Annotated in this window: 18 protein-coding genes; 8 read left to right on the forward strand and 10 right to left on the reverse strand. The window is 54.5% G+C overall.

Annotated elements, in window-relative coordinates; all coding sequences use genetic code 11:
- Positions 1–4 precede the first annotated feature (4 nt).
- Positions 5–1,069 carry a heat-inducible transcriptional repressor HrcA gene (hrcA, locus tag KMP13_RS06700; protein ID WP_215264965.1) on the reverse strand — a complete coding sequence of 355 codons (1,065 nt, stop codon included), beginning with the start codon at positions 1,067–1,069 and terminating at the stop codon, positions 5–7.
- Positions 1,070–1,221: 152 nt separating this feature from the next.
- On the opposite strand from hrcA, the gene rph reads away from it, so the two are divergent.
- The 4 genes from rph to KMP13_RS06720 are packed head-to-tail and all read left to right on the forward strand — an operon-like array spanning position 1,222 to position 4,048.
- Entirely contained in the window at positions 1,222–1,935 is a 714-nt protein-coding gene (rph, locus tag KMP13_RS06705; RefSeq protein WP_215264967.1) for a ribonuclease PH, read from the forward strand.
- Positions 1,932–2,546 carry an RdgB/HAM1 family non-canonical purine NTP pyrophosphatase gene (rdgB, locus tag KMP13_RS06710; protein ID WP_215264968.1) on the forward strand — a complete coding sequence of 205 codons (615 nt, stop codon included), beginning with the start codon at positions 1,932–1,934 and terminating at the stop codon, positions 2,544–2,546. Before rph ends, rdgB begins: the two co-directional genes overlap by 4 nt.
- On the forward strand, positions 2,539–3,693 hold the full coding sequence (gene hemW / locus KMP13_RS06715; protein ID WP_215264970.1) for a radical SAM family heme chaperone HemW: 1,155 nt from the start codon (positions 2,539–2,541) through the stop codon (positions 3,691–3,693). Before rdgB ends, hemW begins: the two co-directional genes overlap by 8 nt.
- A gap of 1 nt (position 3,694) precedes the next feature.
- Positions 3,695–4,048 (forward strand): YbaN family protein, encoded by a 354-nt coding sequence (locus KMP13_RS06720; protein ID WP_215264972.1) that lies wholly within the window; start codon positions 3,695–3,697, stop codon positions 4,046–4,048.
- On the opposite strand, the gene KMP13_RS06725 is transcribed toward KMP13_RS06720, so the two are convergent.
- The 7 genes from KMP13_RS06725 to KMP13_RS06755 form a co-directional block, all read right to left on the reverse strand.
- A complete protein-coding gene (locus KMP13_RS06725; protein ID WP_215264974.1) occupies positions 4,038–4,931 on the reverse strand; it encodes a ParB/RepB/Spo0J family partition protein in 894 nt (297 codons plus the stop codon). The two genes, KMP13_RS06720 and KMP13_RS06725, sit on opposite strands and share 11 nt — an antisense overlap.
- A gap of 18 nt (positions 4,932–4,949) precedes the next feature.
- Positions 4,950–5,759 (reverse strand): ParA family protein, encoded by an 810-nt coding sequence (locus KMP13_RS06730; RefSeq protein ID WP_353055685.1) that lies wholly within the window; start codon positions 5,757–5,759, stop codon positions 4,950–4,952.
- A complete protein-coding gene (gene rsmG / locus KMP13_RS06735; protein ID WP_215264976.1) occupies positions 5,752–6,372 on the reverse strand; it encodes a 16S rRNA (guanine(527)-N(7))-methyltransferase RsmG in 621 nt (206 codons plus the stop codon). Before rsmG ends, KMP13_RS06730 begins: the two co-directional genes overlap by 8 nt.
- A complete protein-coding gene (mnmG, locus tag KMP13_RS06740; protein ID WP_215264978.1) occupies positions 6,369–8,243 on the reverse strand; it encodes a tRNA uridine-5-carboxymethylaminomethyl(34) synthesis enzyme MnmG in 1,875 nt (624 codons plus the stop codon). Before mnmG ends, rsmG begins: the two co-directional genes overlap by 4 nt.
- Before the next feature lie 12 nt (positions 8,244–8,255).
- Positions 8,256–9,539 carry a tRNA uridine-5-carboxymethylaminomethyl(34) synthesis GTPase MnmE gene (gene mnmE / locus KMP13_RS06745; RefSeq protein WP_215264980.1) on the reverse strand — a complete coding sequence of 428 codons (1,284 nt, stop codon included), beginning with the start codon at positions 9,537–9,539 and terminating at the stop codon, positions 8,256–8,258.
- Between the two features lie 30 nt (positions 9,540–9,569).
- The gene (rho, locus tag KMP13_RS06750) at positions 9,570–10,841 is read right to left on the reverse strand and encodes a transcription termination factor Rho (protein ID WP_215264982.1); all 1,272 of its coding nucleotides are present in this window, start codon (positions 10,839–10,841) and stop codon (positions 9,570–9,572) included.
- 125 nt (positions 10,842–10,966) lie between these two features.
- The gene (locus tag KMP13_RS06755; RefSeq protein WP_215264984.1) at positions 10,967–11,422 is read right to left on the reverse strand and encodes a CopD family protein; all 456 of its coding nucleotides are present in this window, start codon (positions 11,420–11,422) and stop codon (positions 10,967–10,969) included.
- Between the two features lie 406 nt (positions 11,423–11,828).
- On the opposite strand from KMP13_RS06755, the gene KMP13_RS06760 reads away from it, so the two are divergent.
- Genes KMP13_RS06760 through dnaQ form a run of 4 tightly spaced genes read left to right on the forward strand, consistent with a single transcriptional unit; the run spans position 11,829 to position 14,572 of the window.
- Positions 11,829–12,428, forward strand: a complete 600-nt coding sequence (locus tag KMP13_RS06760) for a Maf family protein (protein WP_215264986.1) — start codon at positions 11,829–11,831, stop codon at positions 12,426–12,428.
- The gene (locus KMP13_RS06765; RefSeq protein WP_215264988.1) at positions 12,425–13,258 is read left to right on the forward strand and encodes a shikimate dehydrogenase; all 834 of its coding nucleotides are present in this window, start codon (positions 12,425–12,427) and stop codon (positions 13,256–13,258) included. The genes KMP13_RS06760 and KMP13_RS06765 overlap by 4 nt, the downstream gene beginning before the upstream one ends.
- Positions 13,255–13,848, forward strand: coding sequence for a dephospho-CoA kinase (gene coaE / locus KMP13_RS06770; RefSeq protein WP_215264990.1), 594 nt, complete (start codon positions 13,255–13,257; stop codon positions 13,846–13,848). Before KMP13_RS06765 ends, coaE begins: the two co-directional genes overlap by 4 nt.
- Positions 13,841–14,572, forward strand: coding sequence for a DNA polymerase III subunit epsilon (dnaQ, locus tag KMP13_RS06775; RefSeq protein WP_215264992.1), 732 nt, complete (start codon positions 13,841–13,843; stop codon positions 14,570–14,572). Before coaE ends, dnaQ begins: the two co-directional genes overlap by 8 nt.
- Positions 14,573–14,622: 50 nt before the next feature.
- Here dnaQ and secB read toward each other — a convergent pair whose 3' ends face one another.
- Positions 14,623–15,123: a protein-export chaperone SecB gene (secB, locus tag KMP13_RS06780; protein ID WP_215264993.1), complete on the reverse strand. Its 501-nt coding sequence runs from the start codon at positions 15,121–15,123 to the stop codon at positions 14,623–14,625.
- A gap of 79 nt (positions 15,124–15,202) precedes the next feature.
- On the reverse strand, positions 15,203–15,718 hold the full coding sequence (locus tag KMP13_RS06785; RefSeq protein WP_215264995.1) for an FxsA family protein: 516 nt from the start codon (positions 15,716–15,718) through the stop codon (positions 15,203–15,205).
- Between the last annotated feature and the right edge of the window lie 113 nt (positions 15,719–15,831).

Raw genomic sequence — 15,831 nt, forward strand, 5'->3', positions numbered from 1 at the left:
ACCTCTAACTCCGGTCGGACAAGATTTTGCCGACCAGTTGTGCCGTGTAATCCACGATGGGCACAATTCGTCCGTAGTTCAGGCGCGTCGGGCCGATGACCCCCACCGCACCAATGATCTTTCGATCCGCGTTCATATAGGGAGAGACCACCAAAGAGGAACCCGAAAGTGAAAAAAGTTTGTTCTCAGAACCGATAAAAATGCGCACGCCGTCGCCTTCTTCGGTCAATTGCAGGAAATCGGCGATGTCACGCTTACGTTCAAGATCATCAAACAGGCTGCGCATCCGTTCGAACTCATCCTCGGCGCCACCTTCCGCCAAAAGATTCGACCGACCCCGCACAATCAAACGTTCGCTGTCGGACCCTGCGCTGTCCCATTGCGCCAGACCACCTTCGATCAAATCACGCGCCAGGACGTCGATCTGTTGCTTTCGACTGTCGATCTGTCCCTGAATGTCGTGGCGAATATCGCTGAGCGTTCGCCCTTCGATCAGCGCATTCAGAAAATTCGCAGCTTCACGCATCGAGCTCGGGGTTTGCCCAGGCGGCGGGGTAAACAGTCGGTTCTCCACATGCCCGTCTGAGAACACCAAAACCACCAGTGTTCGATCCGGTGCGAGGGAGACAAACTCGATGTGCCGGATCTCGGCCTCTTGCTTGGGCGTCAGAACCAGCGATGCGCCCTGTGTGACCCCGGACAACGCCGACCCCACCCGGTCCAGCATCTTGTCAACATCGCCAGAGTCCCGCGCCATAGTTGCATCGATCTTCTCTCGGTCATCAGTGCCAAGGTCACCGACTTCCAGCAGACCATCGACAAACATGCGCAGCCCCAATTGCGTGGGAATACGGCCGGCAGAAATATGCGGGCTGTCGAGCAGTCCAAGATATTCCAAATCTTGCATGACGTTTCGCACTGTCGCGGCGCTGATTTTTTCGCTTAAGGATCGCGTCAACGTGCGGCTGCCGACAGGTTCACCGCTGTCGATATACGCCTCGACCACCGTGCGGAACACTTCGCGCGAGCGGTCATTCAGGTCAGAAAGAATGTTTTGTTCTTCGCTCATGCAAACAGTTTGGCCGTAGTCTTCGTTAATCTCAAAAACAAATAGGCGGATTGCACCGGCTTGTCATCTCCTTCGCCACGCAAATGACCAATCTGCCTTGCATATCTAGGGGTCCGAAGGCTATCCCAACAGCAACAGATAAAGGATGACCTATGCGACCCTCCGGACGACAGCTTGACGAAATGCGCCCCATCACCATTGAGACGGGTTTTACCAAACACGCCGAGGGCTCCTGCCTGATCAAAGTCGGTGATACCCACGTCCTGTGTACCGCAACAATCGACGAACGCGTGCCCCCTTTTATCAAGGGGTCCGGCCTAGGTTGGGTCACTGCCGAATACGGCATGCTGCCCCGTGCGACCAACACGCGGATGCGCCGCGAAGCTGCAAGCGGTAAACAAGGTGGCCGTACGGTTGAGATCCAACGTCTTATCGGACGCGCCCTTCGGGCCGGCGTTGACCGCGTGGCCTTGGGTGAGCGCCAGATCACCGTCGACTGTGATGTTCTGCAGGCCGACGGTGGCACCCGCTGCGCCTCGATCACCGGTGGCTGGGTTGCGCTGCGCCTTGCCGTGAACAAGCTGATGAAAGCCGGCGATGTCACCATCGACCCGCTGGTTGACCCGGTCGCCGCGGTCTCATGTGGGATCTACGCAGGCCAGCCAGTGCTGGATCTAGACTATCCAGAAGACTCTGAGGCCGGTGTAGACGGGAATTTCATCATGACCGGGACCGGCAAATTGATCGAAGTTCAGATGTCCGCCGAAGGCTCTGTTTTCTCGCGTGAACAGATGGACAAGTTGATGGATCTGGCGACAAAGGGCACCGCAGATCTGGCTAAATTGCAAAAGGCCGCATGCCTATGACCCGCAAATTCGAAGGCGACCGTCTTTTGGTCGCCACCCACAACAAGGGCAAACTGTCAGAGATCTCTGACATCATAGCCCCCTTTGGCGTTTCCGTCGTTGGGGCCGCCGAGATGGATTTGCCTGAACCGGATGAGACCGAGGATACATTTGTCGGCAACGCCCGGATCAAGGCCCATGCGGCAGCGCAGGCAACTGGGCTGCCGGCCTTGTCCGACGACAGCGGCATCACCATCGATGCCTTGGATGGGGCACCCGGTGTGTATACTGCGGATTGGGCCGAAACCGGAAATGGCCGTGACTTTATGATGGCGATGGCTCGTGCAAACGATGAGATCAACGACAAGGGTCCTGATGCCCCACGCACCGCTCAATTCCGTTGCACCCTTGTGATCGCCTGGCCCGACGGACATGACGAAGTGTTCGAAGGGGTTATGCCGGGCTCATTGACTTGGCCCATCCGCGGCGCTGATGGGTTTGGCTATGACCCCATGTTCATTCCCGAAGGTCTGGATTTGACCTGCGCCCAGATGTCCAAGGATGAGAAAAACAGAATCAGCCATCGGGGTCGCGCTGTGACCCAGTTCATTCAGGGCTGTTTCGGTGGATGATTGGCGCAACGGGGGCTTTGGCCTGTATGTGCACTGGCCGTTTTGTCAGGCCAAATGCCCCTATTGTGACTTCAACAGCCACGTTACCAAAAACATTGATCAACAGGTCTGGCTACACGCTTACGAAGCTGAGCTGGATCAAAATGCCATAGGAACCCAGGGTCGGGTACTGAATTCCATCTTCTTTGGTGGCGGAACGCCAAGCCTGATGCACCCAGATACCGTCGCAGGCGTCATCGAAAAAGCGCGCGCGATCTGGCCCTTTGCCAATGACATTGAAATCTCACTGGAGGCCAACCCCGGTTCAGTCGAAGCCGGACGGTTTGCGGGATATCGTGACGCCGGAGTGAACCGAATTTCGATGGGTGTTCAGGCCCTGAACGATCTTGATCTCCGTCGCCTTGGTCGCATCCATTCAGTCGCCGAGGCCCGAAAAGCTTTTGATATCGCGCGTGGGTGTTTTGACCGGGTCAGTTTCGATATGATCTACGCCCGGCAAGGGCAAACACTGGACCTTTGGCAAGCGGAACTCAAGGAAGCCTTGGCCATGGCGATCGATCACCTTTCGCTGTATCAACTAACAATCGAGGACGGCACCGCCTTTGGCGACCGTTACGCCGTTGGTAGACTGCGCGACCTTCCAACCGATGACAAGGCCGCCGACATGTATCAAGCCACCCAGGATATTTGCGCCGACTTCGGCCTGCCCGGGTATGAAATTTCCAATCACGCACGCCCTGGCGCCGAATCCAAACACAATCAAATCTATTGGCGGTACGGCGACTATGTAGGCATCGGCCCCGGTGCCCATGGCCGCGTAACTGTCGGCGCGAACCGCATCGCAACCGAAAGCTTCCGCGCTCCGGGGGAATGGCTCAAATCAGTTTTCGATGGGTCCGGCTTCACAGCCAAGGATCATTTAACGGCCGACGACGCCGCAATTGAATTTCTGATGATGGGCATGCGCCTGCGCGAAGGTATCAACATCGCACGGTTTGCACGCATTAGCGGCAACGCCCTGCCCCAAGATCGCATCGATCACCTTGCAGAAATCGGCATGGTGATTATTTCAGATGGACGGCTAGCAGCCACGGACCAAGGGCGTGCGGTTTTGAATGCTGTTCTGCGGGAATTGTTGGTGGATTGATATGAGAATTTTATTTGCAGGCCTTGGTATTCTCTGCGTTGCGCTCGCCGCGATCGGTGTCGTGCTGCCCCTCCTCCCAACCGTGCCCTTTCTGTTGTTGGCCGCGTTTTTCTTTGCGCGATCTTCCGACAAGCTTCACGCTTGGATCCTCAACCACAACACCTTTGGGCCGATGATTGTGGATTGGAACGAAAGCGGTGCCATTCGACCCGGAGCAAAAAAGGCGGCCACTGCATCAGTCGCCGCCGTCTTTTCCATTTCAGTTGTCGCAGACTTGGCCACGCATATCCTGCTCATTCAAGCCGTCACGCTGAGCTTGGTCATGCTGTTTATCTGGACCCGGCCTAACGGCTGAGCATGTTGCACAGATCATCCAACTGATCCAGGTTCGCATAAGAGATGGTGATTGAGCCCGCTTCGCCACCGGATTTGTGATCGATTGAGACCTTCATCCGTAAAGCCGCAGACAGATCATCCTCCAAGGCACGGGTGTCCGCGTCCTTTTCACCAGTCGAGTTCTTGGGCTTACGTGCCACAACTGGTCTGTCACCGCTAGCAGCCTTTTTGACCAACGCCTCGGTTGCACGTACAGACAGGCCACCCTTTACAATCTTCTTCGCAAGATCGGACGCATTGTCGGTGGTGATCAAGGCGCGCGCATGCCCAGCAGACAATTGGCGCTCATGGACCAGCTGCTGCACATCATTGGGCAAATGTAGCAGACGCACAAGGTTGGCGATATAGCTGCGGCTTTTGCCCAACGCATCCGCCATCTTTTCCTGGGTGTGGCCGAACTTTTCCATCAACTGTTTATAGCTCAGCGCCTCTTCCATCGCATTCAGGTCTGCACGCTGAATGTTTTCTATAATGGCAACTTCCATCATCTCAAGATCGGAATAGTCGCGGACCAATACTGGGACTTCATGCAGCTGCGCCGCTTGGGCGGCCCGCCAACGGCGTTCCCCCGCGACGATTTCATACCCGCCGCCACGGGGACGCACGATCAACGGCTGAAGAACGCCTTTCTCTTTGATCGACGCCGTCAGGTCATCCAAATCGTCTTGCAGGAACTGGCGACGCGGCTGGTCCGGGTTTGCTTGTACTTTTTCAATAGGAACGAGAACTTCCGCGTTCCGCGGTGCCTGTGTTTCAGTGCTCACAGGTTCTGGATTTACATCTGCCATCAGTGCCGATAGTCCGCGACCTAGACCGCGGGGTTTTCCTTTTTCTTTTGCCATTATTGTGCCTCCGCCTCGTTATGCCGCTACATTTTGATGTTTACCCAACATCTCCTCTGCCAAAGCACGATACGCTCTAGCGCCGAGGGAGTTGGTATCATAGTTCAGAACCGGCAAAGCAAACGAAGGCGCCTCGCTGACCCGAACATTTCGCGGGATTTTTGTTTCAAATACCAGATCACCCAGATTGTCACGTGCATCTTGCTCGACTTGCAGCGACAGGTTGTTCCGGCGATCAAACATCGTCAAGACCACGCCTTCGATACGCAAGCTGGGGTTTGCCGATTGCCGCACATCCCGGATTGTCATCATCAACTGTGACACACCTTCCAGGGCAAAGAACTCACTTTGCAGCGGGATCAACACAGAATGCGCCGCAACCATCGCATTGACTGTTAGCAAGTTGAGCGATGGCGGGCAATCGATCAGGACATAATCCCAATCATATTCATCCATCGCCGTCTGACGTAACGCGTCATGAAGTAGGAAGGACCGCTTTTCATTGGTGAACAGCTCGATATCAGCTGAGCTCAAATCCACGGTGGATGGAATGATGCACAGATCCTCAAAATCAGTTTCGCGGATCACGTCAGCCAAAGGCGCGTCTTCCACCAAAAGATCATAGGAGGTCCGTTCCCGTTCTTCCAACTCGATCCCGAGCCCAGTGGACGCATTTCCCTGCGGATCAAGGTCAACCACCAGGACGCGCATACCACATTCGACCATTGCGGCGGCCAAGTTGATCGTCGTCGTTGTCTTCCCTACCCCACCTTTTTGATTGGCTACCGCGATTATCCGAGGCCCCATTGGGCGGCTGAGATCAGACACGTACGATTCCCCTGATTTTCAAGATGACTGCATTGGATTCAGTAAGACTTTTAACCGGATCCACATCGAAGCGCCATTCGCTCTTGGATTTATCCACTTCTTTTTTCCAGTTCTCCCCTTTTGGGAAGAGCGCGACACCATCGTGGGCGAGATGTTGCTCAGCAAATAGCATCAGATCAGACAGATCGGCCAATGCGCGTGCAGACAGAACATCCGCGTTTTGCGGCTCAACCTGTTCGATGCGTTTACTGATCACTTTCAAGGGCACGTCGCACTCACGGGCGGCATTACGCAGGAAGGCACTTTTTCGTTGATCGCTCTCAATCAAAGTGAACTGAGTTTCGGGGCTTTCGTCAGCCGCAACAATCGCGGCGATAACACCCGGAAAGCCTCCGCCGGAGCCAATATCGACCCAGCTTTTACATTTAGCTGGCGCCGTTTTGAACACTTGCACCGAATCGACGATATGTCGAACCCACAAATCCTCAAGACTGCGGCGCGAGACAAGGTTTATTTTCGGGTTCCACTTTACCAGGACGTCCGAGAAAACTTCCAATCGATCCATTGTTTCACGTGAAACACTCAAACCCAGCAGGTCACGCGACTTACTCATGCGGACTTTTCCTTGAACACAGACGACTTCCGCAAACGCGCGAGCAACAACGCCAATGCGGCCGGCGTCATACCCTCGATACGTGCGGCTTGCGCAAGGTTCTGAGGACGCGCGTTATTCAGCTTGAGCTTCAATTCGTTTGAAAGCCCTTCCAGCGCATCGTAGGAAAAGCTTCTTGGGATAAGGTAACTCTCATCCCGCTTCATCGCCGAAATTTCTTTTTCCTGACGCGTAATGTAGTTCGCGTAGAGCGCATCGCGTTCAATTTGCAGACGGATTTCCGCGTCCGTTCCGGCCAATTCTTCCATCAATGGAACAACATCGCCAAAAGAGACATCCGGAAATGCCAACACGTCCAGCCCGGACCGGCGCTTTCCATCCTGATTGATCTTTATACCTGCGGTCGAAACCTGTTTTGGCGTAAAGAAGCTCGTGTCCAGAACGTCGCGCGCCTTGCCGATCTTTTCCATCTTTTGCGCAAACATCGCTGAACGCGTTTCGCCAACACATCCAATCTCCTGCCCCATCGGCGTTAGTCGTTGGTCCGCATTGTCAGCGCGCAAGGATAAACGGAACTCGGCCCGCGAAGTAAACATGCGATAGGGTTCCGCAACACCATTGGTCGTAAGATCGTCGATCATCACGCCGATGTAGCTGTTGGACCGCAGGAAGTGGATCGGATCTGCTTTCAAGCTAGCACGCGCAGCATTGACGCCGGCAACAAGCCCCTGCGCGGCGGCTTCTTCATATCCGGTGGTCCCATTGATCTGACCTGCAAGATAAAGACCAGGAATGTCCTTTACCTGAAGTTCCAAATTCAACGCTCGCGGATCCACATAGTCATATTCAATCGCATACCCGGGTTGCAGGATCACCGCATCCTCCAGTCCATATATAGAATGAACATAGTCGTCCTGCACATCCTGTGGGAGGCTTGTGGAAATACCGTTGGGGTAAACCGTGTGATCTTCTACCCCTTCAGGCTCAAGGAAGATCTGATGCGAGTCCTTATCAGCAAAGCGAACAACCTTGTCTTCAATCGATGGGCAATAACGTGGACCGATCCCCTCGATATGTCCGCCGTACATTGCGGACCGTTCCAAGTTGTCGCGTATGATTTCATGCGTCTTTTCGTTCGTATGGGTAATCCCGCATGACACTTGCTTGGCATGGAGCTTGGTCGTCATGAAGGAAAAGAAAGTTGGATCATCGTCACCCGGTTGATCCGACAAAAGATCCCACTTGATGGTCCGACCGTCCAAGCGTGGTGGAGTGCCGGTTTTGAGGCGCCCCAGAGGTAAGTCAAATTCCGATAGCTGGTTGGCAAGCTTGACGGAGGGCTTGTCCCCCATTCTGCCACCTGGCCGCGACACGTCGCCAATATGGATAACCCCACGAAGGAATGTTCCCGACGTCAGGACCACGGCGTGGGCAGGAATCTCCACCCCGTCCACCAGCTCAACACCACAAACGCCCGATCCATCCATGAGGAACCCGACCACTTCACCTTCGACGATATCAAGGTTTTTTTGTCCCTCAGTGAGTTTCAACATCTCAGTTCGGTAAATCGCCCGATCGGATTGCGCGCGCGGACCCTGAACGGCAGGCCCTTTTCGGCGATTCAAAAGCCTGAATTGGATACCCGCAAGATCAGCAACGCGACCCATCACGCCATCTAATGCGTCAATTTCGCGAACTAAATGCCCTTTTCCCAATCCGCCAATGGCCGGATTACAGGACATCACACCAATGCCGGACCGTTTCAGCGTCACCAATGCAGTTTTCGCACCAGTTCGGGCGGCTGCATGTGCGGCTTCTGTGCCGGCGTGGCCGCCGCCAACAACGATTACGTCATAGCTCGAATGTTTCACGTGAAACACCTCTCACTTTCCAAGGCAAAAACTCGAGAAGATTTCGTCCAGAAGATTCTCAACGCCGATGCGACCGACAAGAGCTTCCAAATGACGAATTGCAGATCGCATTTCTTCTGCGGCTATATCATAGAACTCCGGGCCAGAGTCCAAAATTTGATCGGCGCGTTCCAATCTATCCAATGAAGATGCCATCGCCGTTTGGTGTCGCCGGCGCGTCGCGATCCCTGCGTTCTCGGACCGTGTAGAAAGAACCGACGAGATCTGTTGCACCAAGTCATCCAAACCAGCGCCGGTTTGGCCTGAGATTGCACCTGTCAAATCCTCGCGCAGATCCGCCTTGGGCAGCAGGCGAATATCATCGGCTTGCATCGCAACATCCAAAACTTCGTCGGATTCCGCGATAAATACCCGAAGGTCTGCATCCTCGGCGCGTTGTTTCGCCCGTTCGATCCCGATGCCTTCGACATGATCTTCGGTCTCACGCAAGCCGGCCGTGTCCAGAAGTGTGACTGGCAATCCCGCCAAGTCCATCCGAACCTCAATCACGTCTCGTGTCGTGCCGGCAAACTCCGAAGTGATCGCAGCCTCTCGGCCGGCAAGAGCGTTCAACAAGGTCGATTTTCCAACGTTCGGCGCACCGACAATTGCCACCTCAAATCCCTGCCGAATGCGTTCTGCGATTTTCACGCCTGAGGTTTCTCGCTTCAGATCACAAGCCACGCCGACTAGCAGTGTTTTGACCTCTGGGGTCACATCCACCGGGACCTCTTCGTCGGCAAAGTCAATCGTGACCTCGATCAAAGATGCTGCGCGGATCAGATCCGCACGCCAGCGTTCTGCAAGCTGTCCCAAGCCACCAGATAAGATGACATGCGCTTGTTTTCGCTGCGCCTCGGTTTCCGCATCAATCAGATCGGCAAGACCTTCCACCTGGGTCAGGTCCATGCGTCCATTTTCCAGCGCGCGACGTGTAAACTCGCCGGCCTCAGCCAGGCGAACGCCGTCGATACCATCCAACGCGTTCATGACGGAAGAAACCACCGCAGTGCTGCCATGCGTGTGAAGTTCGACAACATCATCACCAGTGAAGCTGTTTGGACCGGCAAAGGTCAGCACCAACGCGTCATCCAGCGCATCGCCGGTAACGTCGCGCACACGGCGCAAGGTCTTTCCGCTGGTCGGCAGGGATCCACACAATTGCGTGCCGGCTGCAAAAGCAGAAGGGCCAGAGATACGGATAACCGCAACCCCGGCCTTTCCCTGGGCGGAGGCCAGAGCAAAGATCGTATCCATCTGTCGGCTTCTCCTGTTGCCGGCGTGGTTTTAGGTGTTCATCGAGTCGAAGAAATCACCGTTGGACTTCGTCTGTTTGAGCTTTCCAAGCAGGAACTCAATCGCATCCGTGGTACCCATCGGGTTCAAGATCCGGCGCAACACAAAGGTCTTGGCCAGATCGCCCTTGTCAACCAAAAGCTCCTCTTTCCGAGTGCCTGATTTGAGGATGTCGATGGCTGGGAACACACGCTTGTCTGCAATCTTACGATCCAGAACGATTTCAGAGTTACCTGTGCCCTTGAACTCCTCGAAGATAACTTCGTCCATCCGCGAGCCCGTATCGATTAGGGCGGTCGCGATGATGGTCAGGGAGCCGCCTTCTTCGATGTTTCGCGCCGCACCAAAGAAACGTTTTGGACGTTGCAGGGCGTTTGCATCAACACCACCCGTCAAAACCTTACCCGAAGACGGCACCACGGTGTTGAATGCTCTACCAAGTCTTGTGATCGAATCGAGTAAGATTACAACATCTCGCTTATGCTCAACCAAACGCTTAGCCTTTTCGATGACCATTTCCGAAACTGCGACGTGACGTGTTGCCGGCTCATCAAAGGTCGAGGACACAACCTCACCCTTCACAGAGCGTTGCATATCGGTCACCTCTTCAGGGCGTTCATCGATCAGCAGAACGATCAAATAGCACTCGGGATGGTTCTGTTCGATGGAATGCGCGATATTTTGTAGCAGAACCGTTTTACCGGTCCGTGGCGGCGCCACAATCAACGAACGCTGACCTTTACCGATCGGCGCAACCAGGTCGATCACACGAGCAGAGCGATCTTTGACGGTTGGATCTTCGATTTCCATATTCAGGCGCTCATCCGGATAGAGCGGTGTCAGGTTGTCAAAGGCGATCTTGTGACGGGCTTTTTCAGGCTCTTCAAAGTTGATCTTGGTGACGTTGGTCAATGCAAAATAGCGTTCGTTTTCCAACGGAGCTTTGATCTGGCCTTCGACTGTGTCACCGGTGCGCAGCGAATACTGGCGGATCATATCCGGGGAGACATAGATGTCATCAGGACCCGCAAGATAGTTTGCCTCAGGCGAGCGCAGGAAGCCAAACCCGTCCTGCATGACTTCCAGCACACCGTCACCACCAATGTCCCAACCTTCATCTGCGCGTTCACGCAGAATCTGGAACATCATCTCACCTTTGCGCATGGTCGAGGCGTTTTCGATCTCAAGCTCTTCGGCCATCGACAGAAGGTCTTTGGGGCTTTTCGCCTTGAGATCGGACAGATTAAGAGCTTGCACGGTCATAAATACACGGCCTCTTTGCCCATGCGATATGGGACGTTCATGTGAAGACATAGGAAAAACGGAATCCCGGACGGGCCCGCGTGGGCCTTACATAGGGGCTTGCCGGCGGCGAGTCAAACGAACCGTTAGAATTTGAAGATCACTGAGACCACGATCACCACCATCAACAGCGTGGGTACCTCGTTCATCATGCGATACTGCCGCCCGGTGAGCGTGTTTTTCTCAGCTTTGAAGTCGCGATGGCGATGGAGAAGCAAGTGATGGAACCACGTCATGGCAATAACGCTAATTCCCTTCGTATAAGGCCACACAGAGCTCCAATCGACGATCCCGGGGGTTAACACCATAAATAGCCCTGCGACCCATGTCACGACGCTTGCTGGGCCCATGATCACCTTCAGAAGCTTCTCTTCCATGATCAGAAATACAGGTTTGCATTCTTGCACCTTCTCAGCCTGCTCGGTGTGATACACAAAAAGACGTGGAAGATAGAAAAGACCTGCCATCCAACTGATCACTGCCATGATGTGAAGCGATTTGGCATATGGGTAGAGCGTGAACATTAGATCAGTCAGATCCATGTCTTTTCCTTCCGAGATCGGACCCCCTTAAATAAATAAGTATATTTAAGAGAGATGATGTTTTTGTAGGGCAGGTCGATTTCCGTGGATTATCGAGTCTCACACCGGATTATCCTCAGGTGGGATAAAATGACAGCGTGACAGGTTGTCCAACTGTGAATCCTTTCTTAACCCTTTAGATATAACGATATTAACGTTCCGTTTACTAAGGTTACTATGGGGATAATTCTTGGAGGAATCGCCGGCAACCTACATATCCACCGAATTTGAGTTATCCTCGTCCACGTGGGGCGAATCTGCCGGCGAAAGCGTGAGATTTCCGACTTTACTCACCACTTGCGGCAAGCTGGGAATTCCATACAAACCATTCTAAATTCATCTCCGTCTTTTGCTTGGGGTTTTCCACATGTCTACCCACATCGTCCTCGCCTCTGGTTCAGAAATAAGAGCCCAACTTCTGCGCAATGCGGGTCTGGAGCTGTCTGTCGTCCGCCCTCGTGTTGATGAAGAGAGTATCAAACACGCGCTTCTGGCAGAAAACGCCGCGCCACGAGACATTGCCGATGCCCTAGCCGAGGCTAAAGCGCGAAAGGTAAGTGGGAAAGAGCCTCATTCCCTTGTTTTGGGATGTGATCAGGTGTTGGACTTTGATCGAACAATCCTGTCCAAACCCACCTCACCCGAGGATGCGCTGGCCCAGCTGATCCAATTGCGGGGCAAACGCCATACGCTGTTGTCCGCCGCGGTTATCTATCGCGGCGGCGAGCCTATTTGGCGCCATGTGGGTCAGGTTCGGATGTATATGCGGATGAGCTCTGATGCCTACCTTCAGGGGTATGTTGCGCGCAACTGGGACAGTATCAGACATTCTGTCGGTGCCTATAAGCTGGAAGAAGAAGGCGTGCGGCTCTTTACCAACGTCGAAGGCAACTACTTTAATGTCTTGGGTTTGCCGCTGATCGAACTTATCAACTACCTCGGACTGCAGGGAGTGATCGAGCAATGAGCGTTTCAAAAGTACCTTTGGCCGGTGTGATTGGTTGCCCGATTGCCCATTCAAAGTCTCCTCTCCTGCATGGCCACTGGCTGAAGACATACGGAATAGACGGTCATTATGTGCATCTGCATGTGGAGACCTCCGATCTGGAAGACGTCATCCGCATGATGCCCAAAATGGGATTTGTGGGCGCAAACGTGACCCTCCCCCATAAAGAGGCCGTGTTTGACATCGCAGATCAGATTACCGACCGCGCGACCTTGATCGGGGCGGCGAACACGCTGACCTTCCGACCGGACGGCAAAATCCTGGCGGACAACACTGACGGCTATGGTTTCATTGCAAACCTAAAAGACGGTGCGCCGGATTGGGATCCAAAGGCCGGCCCGGCTGTGGTTCTTGGCGCCGGCGGTGCCAGCCGGGCTGTCATCGCCTCTTTGTTGGAGGCCGGCGTAGACGACATCATCCTCACCAACCGGACCCGCGACCGCGCTGAACAGATGCGGGGCGACTTTGGCCAGAAGATCCGCGTTGTGGACTGGATCAAAGCGCCCAATGTGCTGGAAGAAGGCAAGCTGGTGGTGAACACAACATCACTGGGCATGACAGGAAAGTCGCGGCTTCGCATGCCCCTCGACGGTTTGCGCCTGGACGCTGTTGTGACTGACCTCGTCTATACGCCGCTCAAGACCGAGCTGCTTGAATACGCGGAAAGCATTGGATGCGTCGCGGTTGATGGGCTTGGCATGTTGCTGCATCAGGCTGTGCCAGGATTTGAACGTTGGTTCGGAACGCGCCCCGAGGTGACCGCAGAATCGCGCGCTGCGATATTGGGATGAGCTTTCTTCTGGGTCTTACCGGTTCGATCGGCATGGGCAAAAGCACCACAGCGTCGATCTTTGCCGATCATGGCTGTGACATTTGGAATGCAGACGCAGCCGTTCATCGGCTCTATGCACAAGACGGGGCTGCTGTTGCGCCGCTCAGACAGCTTTTCCCTGACGCGATCCAGTCAGATGCTGTTGATCGCGCAGCCCTGCGGCACATTATTGCAGCCGATCCAACCGCCCTGCCCCGTATTGAAGCCATCGTGCATCCATTGGTTCGTGAAAATCGCGAATATTTCAAACAAATGTCCAAGGCGGACGTTCTGGTTTTTGATATCCCGCTCTTGTTTGAAACCGGAGCAGAGGTCGAAATGAACGCCGTCGCCTGCGTCTTTATCGACGCCAAAGAACAGCGTCGCCGCGTGTTGGCGCGCGGAACTATGACGGCCGTGCAATTTGAACAGATCTTGGCGAAACAGATGCCAATTGCTGACAAGCTTGCCCGCGCGGACTACAAAATTGAGACTGATACAAAGGATCACGCAGCACAGCAAGTGCGCGCGATCCTGACGGAGATCCGGGAAGGCCAAAACCATGCGTGAGATCGTACTCGACACTGAAACAACCGGTTTTGACCCTGAATCCGGCGACCGGATCGTCGAAATCGGGGCGGTTGAGCTGTTCAATCACATGCCTACCGGTGAGACATTTCACGTCTACATCAATCCCGAACGCTCGATGCCGGCTGAGGCGTTCGGCGTGCATGGTATCGGGCCCGACCTTTTGGAGCCTCCGCAACAACCCCAACCAGGCCAAGTCATCCTGCGGGACAAGCCGGTTTTTGCAAAAGTGGGACAACAGTTTTTAGATTTCATCCGCGATTCCAAAATGGTCATTCACAACGCCAGCTTTGATATGAAGTTTCTGAACGCCGAACTGCGTTGGATGGGATTACGTCAGCTTCCCAACGATCAGGCAGTTGATACGCTGACCATGGCGCGTCGCAAATTCCCGGGCTCGCCAGCGACGCTGGATGCGCTATGTCGTCGGTTTGGGATCGACAACTCCAACCGGACCCTACACGGGGCTCTTTTGGACTCCGAAATTCTGGCTGAGGTCTATCTGGAGCTCATCGGAGGACGCCAGCCTGACTTTGGACTTGCATCGTCCGAGCAGCAAAAAGGGACTGCCCAAATGGACGACGATTGGCGCCCAACGGCACGTCCAACTCCCCTGCCCCCGCGACTGACGGCCGCAGAAAAAGAAGCGCATGACGCCTTTGTCGAGAAGATGGGCGATGAGGCTTTGTGGAAGACCTTAAACTAAAAACGCCGCCATAGATCTGACGGCGCTTTCAAACTCAATTGCGACCTGGCTTAGGCTTGGCCAACAGGTGCTTGAGCTTCGGATGTTGCCTGACGACGCGCCAGCTCGTTGCGATAGATCGCAACAAAGTCGATGTTGTCCAGGTTCAGCGGCGGGAAGCCGCCATCGCGGGTCACATCAGATACGATACGACGCAGGAACGGGAACAGCATGCGCGGGCATTCGATCAAAAGGAACGGGTGCAGCTGATCTTCTGGGATGCCGGAAATGTTGAAAATACCAACGTATTCCAGTTCCAGAACGAACAACGTGCCTTCGCCGCCCTTGTTCTTGGATTCAACGGTCAGCTTGGTGATGACTTCGTACTGATCGTCCACAGAACGCTTTTTGGCGTCCAGCGCGACTTGTACGTTCACATCGGGTTGAACCTCACCGACAACACCCTTTTGCGCCATGACGTTTTCAAACGACAGGTCGCGGATGAACTGGCCCAAAATCTTCATTTGGACCTGCGGTTGCTGAGGGGCTTCTGCAGCGCCATTTTCAGCCATGGGTAGTCTCCTAGAAATACGATCGGAACGTGCTTAGCAGCTTGCCCCCGCTATCACAACGGGTTGGGCTATTTGTCATTCATTCGTTACCTGGACCGCGAACCCATTTGGACGGTTCACTGGGTGTGCGCTCTGGATCCACCTCGCGAAAATCACCATCGATGGTGTCACCGTCTGCCCCGCGTTGGGGGTGAAAGCCCTGGGGTTTTTGAAACCCTTGTGGGTCTGGTCCCATGTGAAACTGCGCCATCGTGATCTTGGTCCGCAGGTAGTTGAAAACCGTAATGCGAACGCGTGGTATCAAAAGGGCAAAGCCAACCGCGTCGGTAAAGAAGCCCGGCGTCAGCAAAAGCGCGCCGGCAAATAGGATCATGGCCCCGTGGGCCAACGGCTCGGTCGGGTCCGACAAACGCTGGAATGAATTGCGCAACTGTCCCATGGCTAGCTGTCCTTGGTTACGTACCAACCAGGTGCCCAGAACAGCGGTCACAACCACAATCAACAGGGTTGGCAACAGGCCGATGGCCCCGCCAACCTGAATAAACAGGGCGATTTCGATGATCGGCACCAAAACAAAAGCCAATAAGAGATACATCACGCTTTCCTTGTATCGTACTTGGGATGGTAGACTTGCCTCCCACGGTCACCTACATAGGATCAGAACCGCAAGGTTTCAAACAAAGCACGAACGCCCCGCATGAGGTTTAG

Origin of the sequence: Epibacterium ulvae (genome assembly GCF_018678075.1) — a bacterium.
Classification (GTDB): Bacteria; Pseudomonadota; Alphaproteobacteria; order Rhodobacterales; family Rhodobacteraceae; genus Epibacterium; species Epibacterium ulvae_A.